Origin of the sequence: Candidatus Kinetoplastibacterium sorsogonicusi (assembly GCF_003072465.1) — a bacterium.
Classification (GTDB): Bacteria; Pseudomonadota; Gammaproteobacteria; order Burkholderiales; family Burkholderiaceae_B; genus Kinetoplastidibacterium; species Kinetoplastidibacterium kentomonadis.
In genome coordinates this window covers 482,219-502,910 of record NZ_CP025628.1, presented here as the reverse complement: position 1 = coordinate 502,910, position 20,692 = coordinate 482,219, and the positions used below count along the sequence as shown (strand labels likewise).

Genomic DNA, 20,692 nt, shown 5'->3' with positions numbered 1-20,692 from the left:
ATAATGATTGAAATAATAGTAGATGGAGAAAAAATCAAAGTACCTAAGGGTACTACTATAATCAATGCTACAAATAAAGTTGGTAAATATATACCTCATTTTTGTTATCATAAAAAATTATCAGTAGCTGCAAATTGCAGAATGTGTTTAGTAGAAGTAGAAAAATTCAATAAACTATTACCTGCATGTTCTACTATTGTATCTAATGGCATGAATATCACAACATGTTCTGAAAAGGTTAAAATTGCTAGAAAAGGTGTTTTAGAATTTCTTTTAAGAAATCATCCATTAGATTGTCCAATTTGTGATCAAGGTGGGGAATGTACATTACAAGATATATCTTTCGAGTATGGTTCTTCTAAGTCTCGTTTATCATCTACTACTACTAAAAGAGTATTTATACATAAAAATTTAGGACCATTAATTTCAGCAGAAGAAATGAGTCGTTGCATTCATTGCAGTAGATGTATTCGCTTTAGTATAGAGATTGCTGGAACACAAGAATTAGGAATACTTAATAGAGGTGAGCATTCTGAAATTAGTTCATTTCTTAGTAGGAATATTGAATCTGAATTGTCAGGTAATATGATAGATATTTGTCCTGTTGGTGCTTTAACATCTAAACCATTTAGATTTTCAGCACGTAGTTGGGAATTAGCTCATAGATTTTCTATAAGCCCTCATGATAGTTTAGGTACTAATTTATTGATGCATGTTAAATCTAATCATATTTATCGTGTTACACCATATCAAAATGAAAAAATAAATGAATGTTGGATTAGTGATAGAGATCGATTTTCTTATGAAGGTTTAAATTGTAATGACCGGTTATCAAATCCTATAGTTAAAAATGTACATAATAAATGGGAAGATATTTCATGGGATCAAGCTTTTGATATTATAAAAGATAAATTTTCTAACATATTAAAAAATCATAGTGGTAATGATATAGGTTTTTTAGCTTCTAATTATTCGACATTAGAGGAATTATTATTAATTTCTAAAATTGCAAAATCTATTGGCTCTGATAATATAGATTTTAGGATAAAAAATTTAAATATAGATGCTAATAATAATATAGAAGGTATACCATGGTTGGGTATGCCTATATCTGAAATAGAAAATTTAGATAGAATTTTAATTATTGGTTCAAATTTACGTAATGATCATCCTTTATTAGCTCTGAAATTTAGAAAAGCCGTAAATAATGGTGCTAAATTATTTTTAGTAGATAGCTGTGAATACGAACATAATATTCAAGTAGCTGATAGAATTACAGTATCTCCTCTCAATATGGTAAATTCTATAGCAGAAATATGTATTGCTTTATTAGAGTTAAATAATATTAAAATTCCTGAATGCTTTATTAATATAAAAGTTAGCACAAATGCAAAAAATATAGCATTGCATCTTTTTCAAGGAAAAAATATTGGTATTTTTATTGATAATTCTATACTTGAATTATCTGATAATGGTAAATTATTAGCTAATTCTTATAAAATTTCACAATTGCTTGATGCAAAATTTGGATTTTTATTATCTGGTTCAAATACAATTGGTGGATATTTAGCCAATGCATATCCTATTAATAATAACAAAAATACAAATCAAATTTTAGAAAAAAAGCTAAAATCTTATATAATATTGCATGCAGAGCCATCTTTTGATTTTAATAATCCAGCAGAAACTTTAATGAATTTAGCTCAATCTGAATTTTCTATAGCTTTGACACCATATGCTTCTGAAGCTAAAAAATGGGCTAAAATGATTTTACCTATTGCTCCATTTAGTGAAACTTCTGGTACATTTATTAATAATTGTGGATATATTCAAAGTTTCAAAGCTGTAATTCTTCCATTTAAAGAAACTAGACCTGGATGGAAAATTCTCAGAGTTTTAGCTAATATTCTTGATTTAGATGGTTTTGAATATACTAGTTCTTTAGATATTAAAGATGAATTATTATCAAATGTTGATTTAAGTTTAAAACTTTCTAATAATGTTACTTCTTCTATAGGTATATCTAATGTAAAAGAAAATATTATTGAAAGAATTGCAGATATACCTATTTATAAAAAAGATCCTATAGTACGTAGAGCTAGATCATTACAAAATACAAAACAATCAGAAAAACCATGTTTTATAGCTAATAATTTAACTTTATCCAAATTAAAAATAAATAATTTTGGTAAAGTTAAAATTAATACAAAATATGGAACAGTTATTCTAGATATTCAAGAAGATAATAAAATAGCAAATAATTGTGTAAAAATATCTGCTGGATTTGAAGATGTAATTTTTATAAATAGCGCTTTTACTGATATTAAGTTGGAGTGCATATGATGATTTCAATTAATAATTTTTTTAATACAATATATGAAAAATTTATTTTTAATGAGCAAACTTTAAATTTATTTATATCGAAAATACAATATATATTTATTATTTCTATTATAATAATTTTATGTGTTGCTTATTTAACATATTGGGAACGTAAGCTATTAGCATTTTTACATGTTAGGATTGGTCCAAATAGAACAGGTATAAAAGGCTTGTTGCAACCTTTTGCTGATGTTTTTAAACTTTTAAGTAAAGAAGTTATACTACCTTCTGCTGCAAATAAATTTTTATTTATATTTGCTCCAGTAATTACTTTAGTATCTGCTTTAGCAGTTTGGGCAGTCGTACCATTTGGACCAGATATTGTTTTAGCAAATATAAATGCTGGTTTATTATATTTTATGGCAATTACTTCTCTTGGAGTATATGGAATAGTAATAGCTGGTTGGGCATCAAATTCTAAATACGCATTTTTAGCATCATTAAGAGCTTCTGCTCAAATGATATCGTATGAATTAGCTATAGGTTTTATATTAATAGTAATTTTATTAGTTTCTAAAAGCTTAAATATTTCTGAAATAGTTATTTCTCAATCTAAAGGATATTTTGCTAATTTAGGATTAAACTTTCTGTCTTGGAATTGGCTTCCATTATTTCCATTATTTATAATTTATATTATTTCTTCTATTGCAGAAACAAATAGGCATCCTTTTGATGTTGTTGAAGGAGAATCTGAAATTGTTGCTGGACATATGGTAGAATATTCTGGTGTAGGTTTTGCTTTATTTTTTTTAAGCGAATATGCTAATATAATTTTGTTATCATGTATGGCTTCCATTATGTTTTTAGGAGGATGGTTACCTCCTTTAAATATATTTCCATTTAATTTTATACCTACATGGTTATGGTTAGGAATTAAGACTTTTTTTATTATTTCTATATTTATATGGGTTAGAGCTACTTTTCCTAGGTATCGTTATGATCAGATTATGCGTTTAGGATGGAAATTTTTTATACCAATAACAGGTTTATGGCTTGTTATTGTTGCAATTTGGATAAGATCTTCTTTTAACATTTGGATATGAGTGTATTACATGATCAACAGATATATTTTTGTTATAAAAAATTTTTTAAAAAATCTTATCTTATTAGATTTTATAAAGGGTCTTATTATTACTGGAAAATATTTTTTCAAAAGAAAAATTACATTAAAATACCCTCAAGAAAAAACACCATATTCTCCTCGTTTTAGAGGTTTACATGCTTTAAGAAGATATCCTAACGGTGAGGAAAGATGTATTGCGTGTAAACTATGCGAATCAGTTTGTCCAGCTATGGCAATTAACATTGAATCAGAAATACGTCAAGATGGAACAAGAAGAACTAAACGTTATGATATAGATTTAACAAAATGTATTTTTTGTGGATTATGTGAAGAAAGTTGTCCAGTAGATTCTATTGTAGAAACACATATATATGAATATCATGGAGATAAACGTGATGATTTATATTTAACTAAAGAAAAATTATTAGCTATTGGAGATCTTTATGAAAATGATATTAATCAAAAAAAATTAGAAGATTCTAAATATCGCTAAATAAAAGAGTTTAATACTATGAATATTAATAATATTTTGTTTTATATTGTATCATTTTTTTTGTTATTTTCTAGTTGTATAGTAATTACTAGTAAACAACTGATTATATCTTTATTATTCTTAATATTAGTTTTTATCAATACATCAATATTGTGGATGACATTAGGTGCTGAATTTTTATCTTTATTATTAATAGTTGTATATGTTGGTGCTGTTTTAGTGCTTTTTTTATTTGCTATTATGTTAATTAATAATAAAGTTAAAAATTGTGGTAATAAAAGTACTTTGTTTTTTCAATCTTATAAATTTTATATTATAATCCTAGCTGTTATTATTTTTCTTGAAATGATAACAATTTTATCTAGCTTTATTTTTATAAAAAATGACATATATTTAATACAAAGTGTAAATAATACGCTAGAAATAGGAAAGTTAATGTATAGCAAATATGTACTTGCTATAGAGTTAGGTGCTATTATTTTATTTGTAGGTATGATAGCTGTAATTTCTTTAACTATTCAAAAAAATAAAAAATGTAATGTAAAATACAATGATATTGATGTTGCAATAAATACTAATGCTAAAGATAGATTAACAATAGTTAAAGATATAAATTTTAATAAAATTGACTAATAAGGTAAAAGAAATATGATGTTATTCAATTATTTAGTAGTAAGCCTTTTACTATTTGTTATTGGGATAGTAGGAGTTCTTTTAAATCGTAAAAATTTAATCGTGCTTCTTATGTCTATAGAAATAATTTTGTTATCTATTAATACAAATTTAATATCATTTTCTTCTTATCATAATGATATTGATGGACAGGTATTTGTATTTTTTGTTTTGACAGTTGCAGCAGCAGAAATGGCTATAGGCTTAGCTATGCTAATACTAATTTTTAGAAATTATAATGATATTGATTTTAATCAAATAAATCATCTTAAAGGATAATAGGCAGCATCATATAATGGATATTATTAATTTATCAAATTATTATTTAATAGTTGTCTTAGCTCCTCTAGTTAGTTCAATTATTCTTGGTTTATTTGGGACAGGATTTGTATATGATTTTATTAATAAAAAATATGCCAGTTTAATTGCAATATCAGGAATATTAATAGCATTTTTGTTTTCTTGTATTATTTTTTATCATGTATTAAATTATGGTGATATAGATATAAATTTATATAATTGGAATATCATTAGTAATACTACATTTAATATTGGGTTCTTAATAGATATATTGTCATCTATTATGATGATAATAATTACTTTTATTTCTTTAATGGTTCATATTTATACAATTGGTTATATGTATAAAGATGATGGATATCAGAGATTTTTTTGTTATATATCTTTATTTACATTTTCAATGTTAATGTTAGTGATGTCAAATAACATGGTTCAACTTTTTTTTGGATGGGAAGCAGTTGGATTAGTATCATACTTATTAATTGGATTTTGGCATTATAAACCTACAGCTGTACATGCTAACTTAAAAGCATTTTTAATAAATCGTGTAGGTGATTTTGGTTTATTATTAGGAATCATATTAATTTTTATTAATACAGATTCATTTTATTATAAAGACATATTAAATAATGCATCTTATATAGCAGCTAACAATAAAATTTTTATTCTATCTTATGAATTTTCTGTAATAAAATTAGCATGTTGGTTATTATTTATGGGAGCCATGGCAAAATCAGCACAAATTCCTTTACATTCTTGGTTACCAGATTCTATGGAAGGTCCTACTCCTATTTCTGCACTAATACATGCTGCAACTATGGTAACAGCAGGTATTTTTTTGGTAGTTAGATTATATATTTTATTTGAATTTTCAGATGAATTATTATCATTTATAACTATAATAGGATCATTAAGTGCTCTATTTATGGGTATATTAGGAATTGTACAAAATGATATAAAAAAAATTATTGCCTATTCAACTTTATCTCAATTAGGTTATATGATGGTAGCGATTGGTATTTCTGCTTATCCAATTGCTATATTTCATTTATTAACGCATGCATTTTTTAAGGCTTTATTATTTTTATGCGCAGGTTCAGTAATTATTGGTATGCATCATGATCAAAACATAAAAAATATGGGTGGATTATATAAATACATGCCTATTACTTGTATTACTTTTTTAATTGGTTCATTATCTTTAATAGGAATACCATTTTTTTCTGGTTTTTATTCTAAAGAAATTTTGATAGAAGCTATAAAATATAGTTCGATATATGGTGCTAATTTTGCTTATTATGCAACTAATTTAGGTATTTTAATTACTTCTATATATTCATTAAGATTATATATTATAGTATTTCATGGAAAAGAAAATTTTAGATCTATCAACTCAAACATTCCTCATGAATCAAAATGGTCTATTACATTACCATTGGTATTATTATCAATACCTTCTATATTTTTAGGTTTTTTTCTAGTCGATGATTTTATATTAAACAGTAATATAAATAGTTATAAACACCAAACTATGAATTTATTAAAATCAACATGGTTAGGAAATGTTAAATTTGCTATTCATGCTATACATGAAATTCAATTTTATTTGATAATATTAGGGTTATTAATAGTATTATGTAAATACAATTACATAAAAAATAAATCAATGAATTTATTTTCAATTAAAAAATTACATATTTTAAATAAAATTTTAAAAAATGGATATTATTTTGATTGGTTAAATGAAAAAATTTTAGTTCCTTTTTTCATAAAAATAGGTAATATTTTTTATAAAATATTTGACCAAAAAATAATAGATGGTTTTTTTGTTAATGGTAATATTGTATTAGTGAGATATTTTTATATGTTTTTAAGCAAGCTACATTCAGGATATATATATCATTATGCATTTTTTATGATAGCTGGCATTGCAATCATTTTATCTGTTTTACTTATTAAATAATAATTATGTCAATAGTTAATTTTCCATGGCTTACAGCTTCTATATTTGTACCAATATTATTTAGTGCTTTTATAATATTTTTCAAAAAAGAAGAAAATATTGCTAAAAATATAGCATTAATAGGATCTATAATTAGTTTTATAATAACTTTACCCTTATATTTGTATTTCGATATAAGCAATCCATATATGCAATTTACATATAAAGCTAAGTGGATTGATACTCTCAATATTAATTATCATATTGGCATAGATGGTATATCTATATTTTTTGTTCTTTTAACTGCTTTTATTAATTTTTTAGTTATTTTGTATGCATATAGAAAAGATGACAGTATTAATAATATTGCGCAATATTTAGCCTCATTTATGCTTCTTTCTGGTCTTATGGTAGGTGTTTTTGTTTCTTTAGATGCTATATTATTTTATATCTTTTTTGAATCTACATTAATACCAATGTATATTATTATTGGTATTTGGGGTGGTAAAAATAGAATATATGCAGCTTTTAAACTTTTTATTTATACTTTTTTTGGATCATTATTACTATTTATTTCATTATTATATTTATATAAAATATCTGGTACTTTTTGTATAATTGAATGGTATAATCTAAATTTAGATTACAGTTCACAAATTTTGTTATTTATAGCTTTTTTAATAGCTTTTGGAATAAAAATACCTATTTTTCCCTTCCATACTTGGTTACCAGATGTACATGTAGAAGCACCAACTACTGGATCTATTGTATTAGCTTCTATTATGTTGAAGTTAGGTGCATATGGATTATTAAGATTTTCATTACCTATTGTCACAGAAGCTTGTTTAAATTTATCTTGGATTATTACTATAATTTCATTAATCTCTATAGTATATGTAGGTTTAATAGCTATAGTACAAAAAGATATGAAAAAGTTAGTAGCTTATTCTTCTATTTCACATATGGGTTTTGTAACCCTAGGAATTTTTATGTTCAATGATTTTGGAATAGAAGGAGCTTTGATTCAGATGATTTCACATGGACTAATTTCATCTGCTATGTTTTTATGTATAGGTATACTATATTCAAGAAATCATTCTAGAGAAATTTCAGATTATGGTGGCATTACTAATACAATGCCAAAATTTGTAACATTTTTTGTTTTGTTTTCTATGGCTAGTGCTGGATTACCTGGTACAAGTGGTTTTGTAGGAGAATTTTTGATAATTATAGGATCTATGAAAAATAATATTATTATTTCTATAATTGCAGCTACTTCTTTATTAATAGGTGCCTCATATTCTCTTTGGATGCTAAAAAGAATAGCTTTTGGTTGCAATAATGTTGTCAATTTTCAAGATTTAGATAAAATTGAATTTTTCATTCTTGTAGTATTGTCTATATTAGTAATATATATAGGAATATATCCTAAACCAATAAACGAAATTTTTCATAATTCTGTACATAATTTATTAAATAATTTGATCGATAAATAAAAATTTACTAATGTTATTGTTAAAATAAACACTATGATACTATCCTATTTAGATTTTTTGCTCATATCTCCAGAAATTATATTATTTTTATTTGCTTCATTTACATTAATTATTAATATATTTTATGAAAATAAAAAAAATAATATTTTATTTTTTAGTATAATTTTTATTTTAATTATTCTTTTAATGATATTTTACTATCAATATATAAATAAATTATTCGGTACTGCTTTTTATGATTTACTAATTATTGATAAATTAACTTTATTTTTGAAATGTGTAACTACATTAGTAACATTATTATCAATTATTTATGGATATGATTATATAAAAAATAATATTGAAAATAATAAAGGAGAATTTTATGTATTAATAATGTTTGCTTTAATTGGACAAATGTTATTAATATCAGCTAATAATTTGGTAGTTATATATCTAGGTATAGAGTTAATGTCACTATCTTTATACCCATTAATTGTAATTCAAAAAAATAATAAATTAGCTATAGAAGCAGCTGTAAAATATTTTATTTTAAGTTTGTTATCATCCGGTATTTTATTATATGGATTTTCTATATTATATGGAATAACTGGAACTTTAGATATCAATTCCATGTTTACAAATATATCTAATTTTAATAAATTATACAATTTTTCATTTACTTTTATTATTATAGGATTAATTTTTAAATTAGGTATTGTACCTTTTCATATGTGGATGCCTGATGTATATCAAGGTGCGCCTACAATTATTACTTCTATAATAAGTTCTGGTCCTAAAATAGCCATTATAACTATACTTTTTAGATTATTAAATTTATTTATAGAAGTAGATAAAGATTATATTTCTACAATAATATTATATTTGTCTATTGCATCAATTATTTTAGGTAACATATTAGCTGTTATGCAAAGTAATTTTAAAAGATTATTAGCATATTCAGCTATATCCCATATGGGTTTTGTTTTATTAGCATTAGCTAACAATAATATAGAATTTGCTTTATTTTATTTAATATCATATTTATTAACATCTATACCATGTTTTGGAATAATTATGTATTTATCATATAAAAATTTTGAATTCCAAAATATTCGAGATTTTAATAAATTATATAAATATAAACCATTTCTATCATTTTATATTTTAATGATAATGTTATCAATGGCTGGAATTCCTCCTATGATAGGATTTTATGCAAAATTAATAATTTTTAAAAATTTAATTGATTTTGGTTACACATATATAACATTGATTATTGCAATCTCTTCTGTAATAGGTGCTTATTATTACCTGAATATTATTAAAATAATGTATTTTGATAATATTCAAAGTAACTATGATGGTATTTTGAATATTAAAGATAAAAATAATTTTCATTTATCTAAAATAATTTTATTATTGAATTTTGTTTTATTATTAATAATAAGTATATTACCTAATTTATTACTTGTTACTATAAATAAATTATATTTGTAATATATTTTATATATATAATTTTTCTAAAAAGTTACAAATATAATTTACTTGTAACTTTAAATTTTCATTATTTAATAATATTTCTATTTTATTATCTTTCTTAAAATTTAGGTTATATTCTTTATTAAAAGATATAAGCTTAATAATTTTAGTTGATAATGAATCTATATTTGACTCAGATATTTGTATTATAGCTTTATTTTTATTTAAATTAATTTTTAATATACCTAATTTATCTCCCAAAATTCTAATTTGATGTGCAAATAATAAATTATTTGTATATTCTGGAATTTTACCAAATCTATCTATTAATTCATATTTAATTTCTAATATACCATCTAAATTATTTGTATCAGATAATCTTTTGTAAATAGATAATCTTGAAGAAACATCATTACAGTAATTTTCACTAATTAATGTCGGTACATTTAGATTTACTTCACAATTTGATGTAAGTAATATATTTTCGCTGCTAATTGATTTTGTATTTTGTAAATCTTTAATTGATTGATCAAGCATTTCATTATATAGGTATAAACCTATTTCTTGAATATTACCAGATTGCGAGTCTCCTAAAATTTGACCAGAACCACGAATTTCTAAATCATGTATAGCTAAATAAAATCCTGAACCCAAATTTTCCATATTTTTAATAACATCTAAACGTTGTTGTGCTTTTTTATTGATTTGATCATCATCAGGTACAATTAAATATGCATATGCTTGATGATGTGATCTACCTACTCTACCTCTTAATTGATGCAATTGAGCTAATCCTAATTTATCTGCTCTATTTATAATAATTGTATTAGCATTTGGAATGTCTATACCATTTTCTATTATTGTAGTACATAGCAGAACATCATATTTTTGTCTATAAAATCCTTGCATGGTATATTCTAATTCTTTTTCTGGTAATTTTCCATGTACAATACCAATTTTTATTTCTGGCATAATAGATTTTAAAATAGATTGTTGTGCATATATTGTATCTATATCATTATGTACGAAATAAATTTGACCTCCTCTATTTAATTCTCTTGTTAATGCCTCTTTAATATTATCTTTATAATTTTTTCTAATAAAAGTTTTTATAGATAATCTTTTTTTTGGTGGAGTAGAAATAATAGAAAAATCTTTTATTCCTTCTAATGTCATACTTAAAGTTCTTGGTATAGGAGTAGCTGTTAATGTTATTATATCTATATCTTTTTTTAATTCTTTTAAAGTTTCTTTTTGAGCTACACCAAATCTATGTTCTTCATCTATAATTAATAAACCTAAATTTTGAAATTTTATTTTCTTTGATAAAAGTTTATGAGTACCAATAATTATATCTACTTGCCCTTTATTAATTTTAGATATGGTTTCTTGATTTTCTTTTAAAGTTTTAAATCTAGATAGTTCTATAATATTTACAGGCCAATTAGCAAATCTTTCAGTAAAAGTTTCCATATGTTGTTCAGCTAATAATGTTGTAGGACATAAAATAGCTACTTGTTTATTATTAGCTACTGCAACAAATGCAGCTCTTAATGCTATTTCTGTTTTACCAAAACCTACATCGCCACAAATTAATCTATCCATAGGTTTTTCAGATTGCATATCTTGCAATATCGAATCAATTGCTGATAATTGATCAGGAGTTTCTTCAAAACCAAAAGAATCACAAAAAATTTTATAATCTTGATCTGGAATTTTAAATTGAAATCCTTTTTTTATAGATCTTTCTGAATATATACTTAATAATTCAGCAGCTATATCTTTAATTTGTTTTTCAGCTTTTAATTTAGACTTTTTCCATCTATCAGTACCTAAATTATTAATTATTAAAGAATCCTCATTTAATCCTTGGTATCTAGATATTTTATTCAAATTTTGAATAGGCACATATAAATTATTTTTATTTGCATATTCTATTTTAAGAAACTCAGTTTCTTGATTATCTATACTTACATGAACCATACCATTATAAAGTCCTACACCATAATCTATATGTACTATTGGATGACCAATTTGAATTTCTGAAATATCTTTATATATATTACTGTAATTTATTTTTTTAGTATCTTTATTATTATGTATATTTTTTTTATGAAATTTGTTAAATATTTCATATTCACTAACGAATATAATATTTAAATGTTTTAAATAAAAACTATTATAAATATTTAACTTAGATAAAATTACATATTTTTTAGAATTTAATGCTTTTTTGATAGAATCAACTTCTTCATAATCAATATTGTAATCATTTAATATTTTTAAATAAATTTCATATTTTCTTTCAGAAGAAAAAGAAAATATAATTTTTTTACCCTCTTTAGTTATTTCATCAATTTTTTTAATAATATCAATATCTTTAATATCTTTTGAAAATTTGTATTTATCTAATAAATTTTTAATATTTTCATTATTAATATTTTCAAAAATTAATAGTTTAAAACTATATAATATATCTATAAATTCTTGTGTTTGTAAAAAAACTTTACTTGGTTTTAGTGCTGGCAGTTCAATATTATTTTTTAAAAATTCATATCTTGAATTGACATTATCAAGAAATTGAATAATTTTATGTTTAATATCATCATTAACAATACATAATGAATTTTTATTAATATAGTCAAATATTGTTGAAGTATTTTCAAAAAAAAGTGTTAAATAATATTCTATTCCAGGAAAATTATTATTATCACTAATTGATGTATATGGAATTGTTTTGGATGGATTCCAAGAAAATTCTTCTCTTAGCTTAGTTCTAAAATAATTTTTAGAATTATTATCTAAAGGAAATTCATGTCCAGGTAAAATATTTATTTTTTCTATTTTTTTTATACTTCTCTGTGTTTCTATATCAAATGTATAAATAGTTTCTATAATATTATCAAATAGATCTATTCGATATGGATATATTGATCCCATAGGAAATATATCTACAATATTTCCTCTAATACAAAATTCTCCTTGTTCTATAACTTTTTTAGTATGTATATAATTTGCTATAATTAACTGATTTTTTAATAATTCAATATTCAATTTATTGCCAATTTTAAAATAAAAAGTATATTTAGCTAAAAATTCAGGAGGACATAATCTATGCATAGCTGTAGAAATTGATAATATTAATATATCAGTTTCATTATTCATTAATGAATACAAAGTTTTTAAACGATTTGATACTATATTTTTGCTAGGAGAAAATGCTTCATAAGGTAAAGTTTCCCAATTATCTAAATATTTTATATTTGCATCAATAAAAAATAGCTTAATTTCGTCCATTAAACGTATAGTTTCTAATTGATTACTTGTAAATATTACAATTGGTATTTTTTTATTATATATAGATGCAATTTGTGATATTAACCATGAATCTCCTGATAAAGATGGTTTAGAATATGAAAAATGTTTATGTTTTTTTAAATTTAAAATAATATTGCTAACAATTTTATCTTGCATATTAATGATCGATATGTTTATTATAAGGTTTTTTAAATAAAAATTATATGAATAATTCTATAGTTGCAATAGTTCCTGCTTCTGGTATAGGCCATAGGGCTTCAAATGAACAAAATGATATACCTAAACAATATAAAAAAATTGCAGGCATTCCAATTTTACGTCATACAGTTACGAAACTTTTATTAGATTCTAGAATATCACATGTTAATGTAATTATTAAACAGGATGATTGTTTTGCAGAACAAATACTAGATAACTTAAATAAAGTTAATATTATCAAATGTGGTGGTAAACGTCGAATAGATACTGTATATAATGCAATAAATTTAATAAATTTAAATAAAAATGACTGGATTATAATACATGATGCTGTTCGTCCAGGATTTTCTATTAATTGTTTAACTAAATTTATAGATCAATGTTTATATGATAAAGTAGGTGGAATATTAGCTATTCCAGTTATAGATACTATTAAAAAAGGTAGCATTAGAGTACATCATACTATTAATCGTGATGATCTATGGTTAATACAAACACCTCAAATGTTTAGATTTGGCTTATTAAAAAAAGCACTATCTATAGCTATACAAAATAACTTACCTGATATTACTGATGAGGCGTCAGCTATAGAATACATAGGACATAATCCTTTAATAATAAAAGGTAGTATAAGTAATTTTAAAATTACATGGCCTGAAGATTTTGCATTAATGGAGAAATTATATGGATTTTAATATAAGAATTGGTCAAGGATTTGATGTACATAAATTAGTTAAAGGAAGAAATTTAATAATAGGTGGAGTTGATATACCATATCATAAAGGTTTATTAGGACATTCTGATGCAGATGTATTGTTACATGCAATTAGTGATTCTTTATTAGGTGCAGCTTCTATGGGAGATATAGGACAATTATTTCCTGATTCTGATTTAGAATATAAAAATATAAATAGTAGAAAAATACTTAAAAATATATGTGATCAATTAAAAAATAAAGGATTAAAAATTATTAATATAGATGCAACAATACATGCTCAAGCACCTATGATGAAACCTCATATACCTTTTATGATTGAAAATATTTCAAAAGATTTGAATCTTTCTTACAATAATATTAATATAAAATCTAAAACAAATGAAAATCTAGGTTATATTGGTAAAAGTAAAGGAATCGCTGCAAGCGCAATTTCATTGATTTCTTACAGCAATTCCTAATTTTAATAATAAAAAATTATTGCAATGTATTTACATATATAGATAATGATCTTATTACAGCAACAATTCTACCAATATTTTTAAGATTTTCTTTATCTACATCATTAGATTTTATTAAATTATTATAATGAGATATAGTACAAAATCTACACTTACCTATTATTGAAGCTGCAAGAACAAATTGTTCAAATCTATATTTTTCAATATTACTGTTTGATGTATAAGAACTCATTCTAAAATTTGGTTGCCACTGTTCTGTATTATTAGTATCTACCATATGTACATATTCGTACCATGTATTAGTCATTCCCATAATCAATGCAGCATTGATAGCAGCTTTTGCATCTAGTTCATTTAGCTCATCTTGAAAAATTTTAATTAATATTTTATTTCCTATAGTACAAGCAGCAGATAGAGATATACCCATCACATCATTTCTTGGTAAAGATGATCTAAAAACTATAGAATCTAAATTAAGATATAAATCTTTATCAATATTAGGAAATTGAAATTTTATCTTTTCTAATAAGTTCATTATTATATTCTTATAAAGTATTGTCACCTATTTGACGATTGCAAGCACATAATTCTTCAGTTTGTAATCCATCTAATATACGTAAAATTTCTTCTGGATTTCTACCAACACTTAAAGTATTTACTGAGACATGTTGTATAACATTATTGGGATCTATAATGAAAGTTGCTCTTAAAGCTACTCCAGCACTTTTTTCTCTTATTCCCAATTGATCTATTAAATTACCTGTTATATCACTAAATTGATAGTGAGAGATGTTACTTAAATCTTTGTTTTCTCTTCTCCATGCTAATTTTACAAATTCATTATCTATGGAACCACCCATTAAAATTGCATCACGATCATGAAAATTATTAACAAGTTTATCAAATCCTATTATTTCTGTTGGGCAAACAAATGTAAAATCTTTAGGATAAAAATAAATAATTTTCCATTTATCTGGGAATGAACTATCTGTAATTTCTTCAAAAGCAGAGACTCCATTTTCTTCATATTGAAGAAATCCAGGTTTAACACCAATTACTTTGAAAAACTCAAGTTTATCACCAACTGTTTTCATAATAAAACTCCTTTTAAAATTTACATAATATTCTATTAATTATATATAGTTAAATTATATATAGTTATTATTAAAAATACCTAATAATAACTATAACTTTTAATACTGTAGTTTCTACATATGTATCTTTTATATAAAATCAATAAAAATTGTTATACTTATAACTGTTTTTATTAATATAATAAATATCACAATAATATTTATTATATTATCATCTCTTAAATTATAAAATAACAATTTTTAATATGAAATTTAATTTGTTAGCTTTTGAATCATCATCTATGTTTACTAGTGTTGCCTTAATAAAAGGTAATTCACATATTTATCAAGAATTTAATATGTGCAATGATAATTTAATATATAAACATGCAGAAAACATTATTCCAATGGCATCTAAATTATTAAATGATGCTAATATTAATATAAAAGAATTGACATTATTATCTTTTGGAAATGGACCAGGAAGTTTTATAGGTACCCGTATAGCTTGTGGGATAACTAATGGTATATCATTAGCTCTAGATATTCCAATTCTTTCTTTTTCTTCACATGAAATTATGTTAGAGGAAATTCATATTGAAAAAGAATCGATAATTTTTATCGCCTCAGAAGCTGGTAATGATGAAATTTATTTTTCTATCTATAGTGCTTATAAAAATTACAAGCAAAATATATTTTTTAAACAATTACAAGAAATAATATTAATTTCTATAAAAAAAATTAATGATTTTATTCAAAATTTTGATAAAAATAATGATTTCATAAATTTCAATAAAATTATTATTGGTAACGCTTTTAGTAAACATAAAGATCTGTCGTCATTATTTACAAATGCACAGTATATTAATATATATATTCCTAAAGCTAAATATTTAGCAAGATTATCTAAAAAAGTATTTTTTCAGAGTGATAAATTACCTATTAATTCTAATTTACCTATATATATACGTAATAAAATAGCATTTACTATAAAAGAACGTAATGATTTAAAATTAAATCAAATATAAAAAAATAATGAAAAGAAAATCGAAATTTATAATATCTTCAATGGTACAAAATGATATTAATGATGTATTAATTTTAGAAAATAAAATACAAAAATTTCCTTGGAGTAAACAAAACTTTATAGATGCTTTACTATCTTCTTACTATTCTAAGGTTATAAAATATAATGATATAATAATAGGATTTATAATTGCTATGTTTGCACCTGATGTAACTGATATATTAAATCTAGGTATAAATAATAATTTTAGAAGACAAGGGTTAGCAACTAAAATACTAAAATTATGTGAAACTCAATCTTTATTATTAGGTAATAACATTTTAATAATAGAAGTTTGTAAATCTAATTTAGATGCTATTAAATTTTATAAATTTCACAATTTTTTTCATATAGGTACTAGATTTAATTATTATAAATGTAAATTGAAAAATATTAATTATATGGAAGATGCATTAGTTATGAAAAAACTAATTTATTAAAAATTATTTAGGTATTAATATGAAATACATACTAAATGATTTACAAAAATTATGGTTAAAAGAATTAGGTATTTCAGAATATTTTTTAAAAACTAAAAATATTAATAAATCTGCAAAATGTAGTCAGCAATATTTAAAAGAAAATAGTAATAAACTAAAAATACTACAAGAAACTGTTAATCATTGTAATAAATGTCAATTAAATAGATTTCGTAAAAATACTGTTTTTGGTATAGGTTTAATATATAAACCAGAAGTTTTTATTATAGGAGAAGCTCCAGGAGAAAATGAAGATCTTATGGGCTTACCTTTTGTAGGTAAATCTGGTAAATTATTAGATAATATGTTGAAGACTATAAATCTAAGTAGAGATAAAAATATTTTTATTACTAATATAATAAAATGTAGACCACAAAACAATAGAAATCCTAAAGAAGATGAAATACAATCTTGTATTAATTATCTTCATGAGCAAATAAAAATAATTCAGCCTAAAAAAATTTTAATTTTAGGAAAAATTGCTGCTAATAATATTATAAAAAAATATGAAAAAATTTCAAATATAAGGGGAAAAATTTATAATTATGAAATTTCTAAATCATATAAAATACCAATAGTAGTTACCTTTCATCCTTCTTATTTGCTTAGATATCCAGAAGAAAAAAAATTAGCATTATTAGATTTAATTTTATTAAATAAAATATAATGAATATTATAAATTCAATGAAAATTAATCAAAAATAAACTAACATTTTATACAAAGTATTCATAATATGAGCTCAAGTAATAAAAAAATAGATGATTATAAAAGAATAGAATTTCTAAGAAATGAAATTAATAAACATAATATATTATATTATGTTTATGACAATCCTGTTATTGATGATCATGCATATGATGCTTTAATGAAAGAACTAATAGCATTAGAAAGTAAATATCCTGATTCAGTAAATTCATATTCTCCAACACAAAGAGTAGGAGGATCTCCAGTTTCATACTTTAAAAATATTAAACATTCTATTCCAATGCTTTCATTGAATAATGCTTTTAATATAAAAGAAGTAGAATCATTTGATCAACGTATGATGAAATATATTGATCAATACAAGTTTGATTCTAATATAAATAAATATTTTTGTGAATTAAAATTAGATGGATTAGCTATTAATATTAGATATATTAATGGTATTTTGGAATATGCTTCTACAAGAGGTAATGGTTTAATTGGAGAAGATGTTACATCTAATATAAGAACAATCAAATCTATACCATTAAAATTATCTGGAACGCCTCCTAAAATATTAGAAGTTAGAGGAGAAGTCATTATGGAATATAATGACTTTCATAAACTCAATCAATATCAAATTAGTATTGGTAATAAGCCATTCGTAAATACTCGTAATGCTACTGCTGGTACTATAAGGAATTTTGATCCAAATATTACTTATCAAAGATCATTAAAATTTTTTGCTTATGGATGTGGTTTAATTGAAAATAATGATAAATTTTATGTATCTTCAGTAGATGATCAATGTAATTTATTAAATTGGTTATCTTCGTTTGGTATACCTGTAAATGTTAAATACAGTAGCTATGCAAATACTATTGATGAATTAATTAATTTTCATAAAAAAGCTTATGATTTAAGAAGGAATTTACCATATGCAATTGATGGAGTAGTATATAAAATTAATTCTTTAGAATTACAAAATAAAATAGGTTTTTCTTCTCGTGCACCAAAATTTTCAATAGCTCATAAATTTTTAGCAGAAGAAGCAATAACTAAATTATGGAAAATTGAATTTCAGATTAGTAGAACTGGAATAGTAACACCTGTTGCTAAATTAGAACCAATTTTTGTTGGAGGTGTAAATATATCTAGTGCAACACTACATAATGAAAATGAAATTATTCGTAAAGATATTAAAATAGGAGATTTTGTTATTGTTAGACGTGCTGGAGATGTTATACCTGAAGTTGTAGGTCCAGTTTTAAATTTAAGAAATAAAGTAGAAGATTTTCATATGTTAAATTTTTGTCCTATATGTAAATCTAAAATTGTTAAATTTACAGGCGAAAATGTATATCGTTGTACTGGTAAATTATTTTGTAAAGCACAGTTAGTACAACAATTATTACATGCTTCTAGTCGTAATGCACTGAATATAGTTGGGTTAGGTGAAAAAATCATAAGTCAACTTGTAAATAAAAATATTGTGAAATCTATTACAGATATCTTTAATCTTTCATTAGAAAATTTAATACAATTGGATAGAGTATCTAATAAATTAGCAGAAAAAATCTTATTATCTATAAAAAAATCTAAAAATACTAGTTTAAATAAATTATTATTTGCTTTAGGAATTGAACACATAGGTGAACATATTTCTAAAGAATTATCCAAAAAATTTAATAATTTAGATGATATTATTTCTGCAAAAGAAGAGGAATTACTCTCAGTAAATTGTATAGGAAAAGTTGCTAAAGAATCTATTCTTACATTTTTTTCTATACCTGAAAATATTAAAATTGTTAAAGAATTAGAAAAAAATGGAGTAGTTATTTCTAAAATTTCTAATAAAATTTTAAAAAATTCAATCTTTAAAGATAAAATTATAGTCTTGACAGGAAAAATTGAAAATTTATCTCGAGTAGAAGTAGAAAATATTGTAAATAATTTAGGTGGCCGAGTTAATAATTCAATATCAAAAAATACATCTTATTTAATATATGGTAATAATTATGGTGAAAAATTTTATAAAGCTGACCAATTAGGCATTAAAAAAATTTATTACAAAGATTTTTTAAAAATGATTTAGATATATAATTTAAATAATTTTAATAGAAAGAGCATGTATATATTTAGGGAATAAATCAATTAGTGCATTATATACAATTTTATGTTGATCTATAATATTTTTATCATCAAATAATTTTGAAGTTATTTTAATGCAAAAATGACCAGCAATATTACTATTATTTAAATGATTCTTATGTTTAGATGATTCATCTATTATTTCAAGATATGATGGTGATAATTGCTCAAGTCTTTTTTTTATTTGCTGAATAGTATTATTTATATCTTTCATATTAGAATCATTAATTTTTTATTAAAAAATAATATTGTAACATTGTAAAAATTAAAGTTATTAATATAATTCCACAAGTTTTAAAAAATATCCATTGAGATTCACTAAAATAACCAGAAAATGCTATAAATATATTAATTATAGATAATAATATAAAAAAACCTATCCAACTTATATAAAGTTTATTTACTATATGAATATCAATTATATTTATAAAAATATTATTTTTATAAATATAATTAATATATAAATATAAACTTAATAAAATATATATAAAAGTTGGTTTTAATTTTATATATATATGATTTTTTGTATATAGTGTTAAAATTCCAAATATAAGTATGACCGCAAAGCTGATAATATTTAATATATCAAAGGATTTTTTACTAACTAATATAAATAACATTTGACATAATGTAACTAACAAAATTAATTGAGTAGTAATATAAATATCTTGATAGTATTGATAAGATACTAAAATTGTAGTTAAAGGTAACAAATAATTTAAAATTTTTAATGGCAT

General features: G+C 22.7%; 19 protein-coding genes. 14 read left to right on the top strand and 5 right to left on the bottom strand.

Annotated features, from left to right (window positions below; genetic code table 11):
* The first annotated feature begins 3 nt into the window (after positions 1-3).
* Genes nuoG through CKSOR_RS02350 form a run of 8 tightly spaced genes read left to right on the top strand, consistent with a single transcriptional unit; the run spans position 4 to position 9,827 of the window.
* Complete coding sequence (nuoG, locus tag CKSOR_RS02385) at positions 4-2,343, top strand: NADH-quinone oxidoreductase subunit NuoG (protein ID WP_108673994.1); 2,340 nt, start codon at positions 4-6, stop codon at positions 2,341-2,343.
* Positions 2,343-3,425 carry an NADH-quinone oxidoreductase subunit NuoH gene (gene nuoH / locus CKSOR_RS02380; RefSeq protein ID WP_108674225.1) on the top strand — a complete coding sequence of 361 codons (1,083 nt, stop codon included), beginning with the start codon at positions 2,343-2,345 and terminating at the stop codon, positions 3,423-3,425. Before nuoG ends, nuoH begins: the two co-directional genes overlap by 1 nt.
* 9 nt (positions 3,426-3,434) lie before the next feature.
* Positions 3,435-3,938, top strand: a complete 504-nt coding sequence (gene nuoI, locus CKSOR_RS02375) for an NADH-quinone oxidoreductase subunit NuoI (RefSeq protein ID WP_108673993.1) — start codon at positions 3,435-3,437, stop codon at positions 3,936-3,938.
* 18 nt (positions 3,939-3,956) lie between these two features.
* Positions 3,957-4,571 carry an NADH-quinone oxidoreductase subunit J family protein gene (locus tag CKSOR_RS02370; RefSeq protein ID WP_108673992.1) on the top strand — a complete coding sequence of 205 codons (615 nt, stop codon included), beginning with the start codon at positions 3,957-3,959 and terminating at the stop codon, positions 4,569-4,571.
* Positions 4,572-4,586: 15 nt separating this feature from the next.
* On the top strand, positions 4,587-4,889 hold the full coding sequence (nuoK, locus tag CKSOR_RS02365) for an NADH-quinone oxidoreductase subunit NuoK (protein WP_108673991.1): 303 nt from the start codon (positions 4,587-4,589) through the stop codon (positions 4,887-4,889).
* Between the two features lie 22 nt (positions 4,890-4,911).
* The gene (gene nuoL, locus CKSOR_RS02360) at positions 4,912-6,873 is read left to right on the top strand and encodes an NADH-quinone oxidoreductase subunit L (protein ID WP_108674224.1); all 1,962 of its coding nucleotides are present in this window, start codon (positions 4,912-4,914) and stop codon (positions 6,871-6,873) included.
* Positions 6,874-6,878: 5 nt separating this feature from the next.
* Positions 6,879-8,348: a complex I subunit 4 family protein gene (locus CKSOR_RS02355; RefSeq protein WP_108673990.1), complete on the top strand. Its 1,470-nt coding sequence runs from the start codon at positions 6,879-6,881 to the stop codon at positions 8,346-8,348.
* Between the two features lie 33 nt (positions 8,349-8,381).
* On the top strand, positions 8,382-9,827 hold the full coding sequence (locus CKSOR_RS02350; protein ID WP_108673989.1) for an NADH-quinone oxidoreductase subunit N: 1,446 nt from the start codon (positions 8,382-8,384) through the stop codon (positions 9,825-9,827).
* Between the two features lie 6 nt (positions 9,828-9,833).
* On the opposite strand, the gene mfd is transcribed toward CKSOR_RS02350, so the two are convergent.
* The gene (gene mfd, locus CKSOR_RS02345) at positions 9,834-13,283 is read right to left on the bottom strand and encodes a transcription-repair coupling factor (protein ID WP_108673988.1); all 3,450 of its coding nucleotides are present in this window, start codon (positions 13,281-13,283) and stop codon (positions 9,834-9,836) included.
* 47 nt (positions 13,284-13,330) lie between these two features.
* On the opposite strand from mfd, the gene CKSOR_RS02340 reads away from it, so the two are divergent.
* Positions 13,331-14,020, top strand: coding sequence for an IspD/TarI family cytidylyltransferase (locus CKSOR_RS02340; RefSeq protein ID WP_108673987.1), 690 nt, complete (start codon positions 13,331-13,333; stop codon positions 14,018-14,020).
* Positions 14,010-14,501, top strand: a complete 492-nt coding sequence (gene ispF / locus CKSOR_RS02335) for a 2-C-methyl-D-erythritol 2,4-cyclodiphosphate synthase (protein ID WP_108673986.1) — start codon at positions 14,010-14,012, stop codon at positions 14,499-14,501. The genes CKSOR_RS02340 and ispF overlap by 11 nt, the downstream gene beginning before the upstream one ends.
* 16 nt (positions 14,502-14,517) lie before the next feature.
* On the opposite strand, the gene CKSOR_RS02330 is transcribed toward ispF, so the two are convergent.
* Positions 14,518-15,036 (bottom strand): carboxymuconolactone decarboxylase family protein, encoded by a 519-nt coding sequence (locus tag CKSOR_RS02330; RefSeq protein WP_108673985.1) that lies wholly within the window; start codon positions 15,034-15,036, stop codon positions 14,518-14,520.
* Between the two features lie 10 nt (positions 15,037-15,046).
* Positions 15,047-15,595: a peroxiredoxin gene (locus tag CKSOR_RS02325; RefSeq protein ID WP_108673984.1), complete on the bottom strand. Its 549-nt coding sequence runs from the start codon at positions 15,593-15,595 to the stop codon at positions 15,047-15,049.
* Between the two features lie 245 nt (positions 15,596-15,840).
* Here CKSOR_RS02325 and tsaB point away from each other — a divergent pair, with 245 nt between their 5' ends.
* The 4 genes from tsaB (at position 15,841) to ligA (ending at position 19,899) form a co-directional block, all read left to right on the top strand.
* Positions 15,841-16,602 (top strand): tRNA (adenosine(37)-N6)-threonylcarbamoyltransferase complex dimerization subunit type 1 TsaB, encoded by a 762-nt coding sequence (tsaB, locus tag CKSOR_RS02320; RefSeq protein WP_108673983.1) that lies wholly within the window; start codon positions 15,841-15,843, stop codon positions 16,600-16,602.
* Positions 16,603-16,609: 7 nt separating this feature from the next.
* The gene (locus CKSOR_RS02315) at positions 16,610-17,080 is read left to right on the top strand and encodes a GNAT family N-acetyltransferase (RefSeq protein ID WP_108673982.1); all 471 of its coding nucleotides are present in this window, start codon (positions 16,610-16,612) and stop codon (positions 17,078-17,080) included.
* A gap of 19 nt (positions 17,081-17,099) precedes the next feature.
* Positions 17,100-17,786, top strand: coding sequence for a uracil-DNA glycosylase (locus tag CKSOR_RS02310; RefSeq protein ID WP_108673981.1), 687 nt, complete (start codon positions 17,100-17,102; stop codon positions 17,784-17,786).
* Positions 17,787-17,853: 67 nt separating this feature from the next.
* A complete protein-coding gene (gene ligA / locus CKSOR_RS02305) occupies positions 17,854-19,899 on the top strand; it encodes an NAD-dependent DNA ligase LigA (protein ID WP_108673980.1) in 2,046 nt (681 codons plus the stop codon).
* A 9-nt stretch (positions 19,900-19,908) separates the two neighbouring features.
* On the opposite strand, the gene CKSOR_RS02300 is transcribed toward ligA, so the two are convergent.
* Together CKSOR_RS02300 and CKSOR_RS02295 are read right to left on the bottom strand one after the other, a co-directional pair.
* Entirely contained in the window at positions 19,909-20,169 is a 261-nt protein-coding gene (locus tag CKSOR_RS02300) for a BolA family protein (RefSeq protein WP_108673979.1), read from the bottom strand.
* A 10-nt stretch (positions 20,170-20,179) separates the two neighbouring features.
* Complete coding sequence (locus CKSOR_RS02295; RefSeq protein WP_108673978.1) at positions 20,180-20,692, bottom strand: inner membrane-spanning protein YciB; 513 nt, start codon at positions 20,690-20,692, stop codon at positions 20,180-20,182.

What these genes read in the sequence shown, in the direction of transcription:
- CKSOR_RS02330 (WP_108673985.1), bottom strand. Translation starts at nt 15,036, where the DNA reads ATGAACTTATTAGAAAAGATAAAATTTCAATTTCCTAATATTGATAAA.
- CKSOR_RS02355 (WP_108673990.1), top strand. Translation starts at nt 6,879, where the DNA reads ATGTCAATAGTTAATTTTCCATGGCTTACAGCTTCTATATTTGTACCA.
- ispF (WP_108673986.1), top strand. Translation starts at nt 14,010, where the DNA reads ATGGATTTTAATATAAGAATTGGTCAAGGATTTGATGTACATAAATTA.
- nuoK (WP_108673991.1), top strand. Translation starts at nt 4,587, where the DNA reads ATGATGTTATTCAATTATTTAGTAGTAAGCCTTTTACTATTTGTTATT.
- CKSOR_RS02295 (WP_108673978.1), bottom strand. Translation starts at nt 20,692, where the DNA reads ATGCCATTAAAAATTTTAAATTATTTGTTACCTTTAACTACAATTTTA.
- CKSOR_RS02315 (WP_108673982.1), top strand. Translation starts at nt 16,610, where the DNA reads ATGAAAAGAAAATCGAAATTTATAATATCTTCAATGGTACAAAATGAT.
- ligA (WP_108673980.1), top strand. Translation starts at nt 17,854, where the DNA reads ATGAGCTCAAGTAATAAAAAAATAGATGATTATAAAAGAATAGAATTT.
- CKSOR_RS02350 (WP_108673989.1), top strand. Translation starts at nt 8,382, where the DNA reads ATGATACTATCCTATTTAGATTTTTTGCTCATATCTCCAGAAATTATA.
- mfd (WP_108673988.1), bottom strand. Translation starts at nt 13,283, where the DNA reads ATGCAAGATAAAATTGTTAGCAATATTATTTTAAATTTAAAAAAACAT.
- CKSOR_RS02325 (WP_108673984.1), bottom strand. Translation starts at nt 15,595, where the DNA reads ATGAAAACAGTTGGTGATAAACTTGAGTTTTTCAAAGTAATTGGTGTT.
- CKSOR_RS02340 (WP_108673987.1), top strand. Translation starts at nt 13,331, where the DNA reads ATGAATAATTCTATAGTTGCAATAGTTCCTGCTTCTGGTATAGGCCAT.
- CKSOR_RS02370 (WP_108673992.1), top strand. Translation starts at nt 3,957, where the DNA reads ATGAATATTAATAATATTTTGTTTTATATTGTATCATTTTTTTTGTTA.
- tsaB (WP_108673983.1), top strand. Translation starts at nt 15,841, where the DNA reads ATGAAATTTAATTTGTTAGCTTTTGAATCATCATCTATGTTTACTAGT.
- CKSOR_RS02300 (WP_108673979.1), bottom strand. Translation starts at nt 20,169, where the DNA reads ATGAAAGATATAAATAATACTATTCAGCAAATAAAAAAAAGACTTGAG.
- nuoI (WP_108673993.1), top strand. Translation starts at nt 3,435, where the DNA reads ATGATCAACAGATATATTTTTGTTATAAAAAATTTTTTAAAAAATCTT.
- nuoG (WP_108673994.1), top strand. Translation starts at nt 4, where the DNA reads ATGATTGAAATAATAGTAGATGGAGAAAAAATCAAAGTACCTAAGGGT.
- nuoH (WP_108674225.1), top strand. Translation starts at nt 2,343, where the DNA reads ATGATTTCAATTAATAATTTTTTTAATACAATATATGAAAAATTTATT.
- CKSOR_RS02310 (WP_108673981.1), top strand. Translation starts at nt 17,100, where the DNA reads ATGAAATACATACTAAATGATTTACAAAAATTATGGTTAAAAGAATTA.